Below are 4,075 nucleotides of genomic sequence, written 5' to 3'. Positions count from 1 at the left end.
GGCGCCCGGGGCGACCTGATCAAGGTCCTCTGGCACGACGGTCTCGGGCTGTCGCTCTACGCCAAGCGCCTGGAGCGGGGCAGGTTCGTTTGGCCGTCGACGAGCAATGGCAGCGTCGCGATCTCGGCCGCACAGCTCGCCTACATGCTCGACGGGATCGACTGGCGTAATCCGGTTCACACATTCCGGCCGGAACGCGCGGGGTAGCTGCACTTTCTGCGAGCGGCAGACGGCGACCTGTGATTCCATCGTGGCATGGATTCGCAGCCCCCCGATCTTCCGGACGACATCGATGCGCTCAGGGCCGTTGCGGCAGCGGCGCTCGCCCGGAACGCCGACGACGCGGCGACGATCGCACGTCAGAACCTGGAGATCGCCAAGCTCAAGCGGCAGATCTACGGTCCCCGCTCGGAGCGCACCGCGCGCCTTCTCGACCAGATGGAGCTGGAGCTCGAAGAGCTGGAAGTCACCGCCTCCGAGGACGAGATCGCCGCCGAGCGTGCCGCCGCGAGGACAACGAACGTCGCGCCGTTCACGCGCAAACGCCCGTCCCGCCAGCCGTTCCCCGAGCATTTGCCGCGCGAGCGCATCGTCGTTCCGGCGCCGACGACCTGCGACTGCTGCGGCGGCACGCGGCTGCGCAAGCTCGGCGAGACCGTCACCGAGACGCTGGAGGTGATCCCGCGCCAGTGGAAGGTCATCCAGCACGTCCGCGAGAAGATGACGTGCCGGGACTGTGAGAGGATCAGCGAGCCGCCGGCGCCGTTCCATGTCACGCCGCGTGGCTGGGCCGGCCCGAACCTGCTCGCCATGCTTCTGTTCGAGAAGTTCGTCCAGCACCAGCCGCTGAACCGCCAGGCCGAGCGCTATGGCCGCGAGGGCGTGCCGTTGAGCCTGTCGACGCTCGCCGATCAGGTCGGCGCCGGTTGTGCCGTGCTGGAGCCGCTTCTCAGACGCATCGAGGCACACGTCTTCGCCGCCGTGCGGTTGCACGGTGATGACACCACGGTTCCGGTGCTCGCCAAGGCCAAGACAATTACCGGCCGTTGTTGGGTCTACGTGCGCGACGATCGGCCGTTCGGAGGCGGCGCACCACCGGCGGCCATATTCTACTACTCGCGCGATCGCGGCGGCGAGCATCCCCAAGCGCATCTGGCTAAGTGGTCCGGCCTGCTGCAGGCTGATGCCTATGGCGGCTACACGAAGCTCTACGACGGCGATCGAAGCCCCGGGCCAATCCTGGAGGCAGCGTGCTGGGCGCACGCGCGCCGGCCATTCTTTGCGCTCGCCGATATCGAGGCCAGTGCCCGCCGCAAAGCCGAGGGCAAAGCACCAGCACCGATCTCACCTTTGGCGCTGGAGATCGTGCAGCGCATGGATCGGCTATTCGAGATCGAGCGTGGCATCAACGGCAAGAGCGCCGACGAGCGTCGTGCCGTTCGGCAGGCCCTGAGCCGGCCTCTCGTCGACGAGCTGGAAGCCCGCATGCGCGCCGAGCGGCCGAAGCTCTCGCGCGGCAGCGATCTCGCGAAAGCCATGGACTACATGCTCAAGCGCTGGCCCGCGTTTACCCGATTCCTCGACGACGGCCGCATCTGCATGAGCAACAATGCGGCCGAGCGCGGCCTGCGCGGCATAGCCCTCGGACGCAAGTCATGGCTCTTCGCCGGCTCCGATCGCGGAGGCCACCGCGCCGCCGCCATGTACAGCCTGATCGTCTCGGCCAAGATGAACGATATCGACCCACAGGCATGGCTCGCCGACGTCCTCGCCCGCATCGCCGAGCATCCAGCCTCCCGGCTCGACGAGTTGCTGCCGTGGAACTGGCGACCGGCAAACGCAGCCCTCAGTCGAGCCGCTTGAAAAGCACCGGCCCTGCGTTGCTCACCGACTTTCTATTACCCACAATTCTGAGCAGCGATGGCGGCGCCGAGCTGGATGTCTGCCAGCCGTGACAATCCGCGCCATATGACCATGTTGCCTGGAGGTGGGTCGCTTGCGCGCGCCAGATAGCCGCCAAGCCGGGCAAGTTTGATCAAGTAGCTCCCGAGGGTCTTGCGACGTAGCGGCCTGCCGGCATCCTTGACCATCGTCTCGAGCAGCTGGATTTCCAGTTCGCTTAGCGCAGCGGTCGCCGGGGCTTGCGGTGCCACGCGCGCGAGCATCGTTATCCAGAACACACGCCAGCTCACGATGCTGTAGAGGGCGATCAGGTTGGTGAGGCGTTCCGCCGTTCTCAGCCTTGCGTCCTCGGCTCGGCACCCGGATTTCAGGATCTTGTGGAATGTCTCGATCTTCCAGCGCATGGCATACCAGTCGAGCTTTTCGATGGCCTCCTTGCGCGACGACACCGGCATGTTGGTCAGCAGTTTCCAGTTGATCGCCCTCCTGTTCTTTGGCTCGCTGCGTTCACAGGCATGGATCACGACGAGGTCCAGGGCGGGGTAGCGCTTCTGCTTGCCGATCGGCGGCAACACGCGGATGCGAGCGTACCTGATCTCAAGATCGGCAACGTCCAGCTCGCCCTTGTCGTCACGCACCTCGATGCGATGGATGCCCTTCAGTCTCACCTCCTTCATCGCGGCGGAGACTGTGCGCGTGCCATCATCGGCAAGGCGGTCGACACATGTGCGCACCAGGAAATGCGTGCCGGCATCCTGGGCCGCACAAAACAGCTCGTAGATGTCGCTCTCGCGATCACCGATGTGAACGCATCTTTCTGGGTCGGCCAGAAGGTCTGTCGATTGCCTCACATTCTCGAGCCAGCGGTAGCTTTCCTTCTCCTCGATCGGAACGCGGGTCGGATTGACCTTACGTTTGAGAGCCCGTGTGCCTTTGAACTTCTTGCGCGTCCAGAATTTGATCGCGGCCAATCCGAGCGGCAAGCCCGACAACGTGACGACCAGGCTCGAATGCATCAATATCCCGCACACCGTATGTTCGCGCAGGCGACCGGCCTTGTCTCGACCGCTGTTGATCGCTTTCGTCACGCCGATGGCGTCGGTATTCTCGCGCTGATAAGAGAACTCCGTCGTGTCGTGCAGGATCAGGGCAAGGCCGTCGGTCGCAGCAAAACGATCGCGTGTCGCATTGAAATGCCCTGCCAGAATGTCTGCTTCGCTGACGCGCCCATTGGACAAGAAGCGGTATGCCGCCTTGGTATTTGCCCAATCCTGACAGACGAAGGGAATGCTGCCGCCGATGGTGCGTGCGATGCTGCTCAGGAGCGCAACAAAGCGCCGCTTCAGCCGCAAATCCTTGAACACGCACGCGGTGCACTCGTCCTCAACCCACGTCTCGATCTTGCCACCAAACGCGCACGCCTCATCCCTCGCCGGCGTTGCCGTCTGCATCAGTGCACCCCCTCGGTCCCGAATCAGGTGCTCTGAAAGGAATCACACGTGAGTCACTGCATTCAAGTCGCCAGTTGGAATTTGTGGGTAATCGAAAGGCTCACCGGAGGAAGACGGTTCGCGCGTGTAGCCGGGCATACGCCAGCTCGCGGCTGCGTGCCGAACTGCTCAGACCCTGGATGTCAGCAAGGGATGTCGCGACATTGTGCGGCGCACCGTCCGAGAAAATGCGTTAGGTCACTATTGGCCCTGAACAGAATCTGACATTGCCCTACTGGTCGTCCGCTGCTGAGGGTGAAGCATGCAAGTACCGCAGCGCGCCATTCGACATGATTGTCGAGTCAGCCGGAGGACTTTCACCTCCGGCTGCTCCCAGAACCGTGCATGACCCTCTCGAGTCACACGGCTCCCGATGTTCGGCCGTTGCCATGACATAGAGGCCAATGGGCGAAGAGCCTCGGTGTCTTCAGGCGCAGCCGGTCGAACCAGTCCCTGCCGCCTATGGTCTGATGAACCATCCGCTTGTACTTGCGGCGCGCCCACCTGATGACATAGGCGTCGATGCGCTTCAGCGTCGGTCTGAGCTGGGTCGTGTAGACATGGCTGTAGTAGGTGAGCCAACCGCGGATGACGGGATTGTACATCCGGGCCAATTCGTCCAGGGATTTGTCGCTGCGGTGGTGCAGCGCCCATCGCCGGATTTCCCGGCCGATGCGCGCGAG

The 4,075-nt window shown here is 63.7% G+C and carries 4 protein-coding genes; 2 read left to right on the top strand and 2 right to left on the bottom strand.

Features of this window, described 5'->3' with window-relative positions; translation table 11 throughout:
* Both tnpB and tnpC read left to right on the top strand, forming a co-directional pair.
* The coding region (gene tnpB, locus ACSLE4_RS08805; RefSeq protein WP_435904089.1) for an IS66 family insertion sequence element accessory protein TnpB at positions 1-207 on the top strand (207 nt) is incomplete at its 5' end.
* A gap of 48 nt (positions 208-255) precedes the next feature.
* Positions 256-1,863 (top strand): IS66 family transposase, encoded by a 1,608-nt coding sequence (tnpC, locus tag ACSLE4_RS08800; RefSeq protein ID WP_435904088.1) that lies wholly within the window; start codon positions 256-258, stop codon positions 1,861-1,863.
* Between the two features lie 35 nt (positions 1,864-1,898).
* Here tnpC and ACSLE4_RS08795 read toward each other — a convergent pair whose 3' ends face one another.
* Together ACSLE4_RS08795 and ACSLE4_RS08790 are read right to left on the bottom strand one after the other, a co-directional pair.
* Positions 1,899-3,353, bottom strand: coding sequence for an IS4 family transposase (locus tag ACSLE4_RS08795; protein WP_435904087.1), 1,455 nt, complete (start codon positions 3,351-3,353; stop codon positions 1,899-1,901).
* A 398-nt stretch (positions 3,354-3,751) separates the two neighbouring features.
* Positions 3,752-4,075 (bottom strand): group II intron maturase-specific domain-containing protein (locus tag ACSLE4_RS08790; protein WP_435904086.1); only part of this gene is annotated, 324 nt, incomplete at its 5' end.

It is taken from the genome of Methyloceanibacter sp. (assembly GCF_051306395.1).
Classification (GTDB): domain Bacteria; phylum Pseudomonadota; class Alphaproteobacteria; order Rhizobiales; family Methyloligellaceae; genus Methyloceanibacter.
Note: the sequence above shows the minus strand (reverse complement) of the source record. Positions and strands in the feature narration are given on the sequence as shown.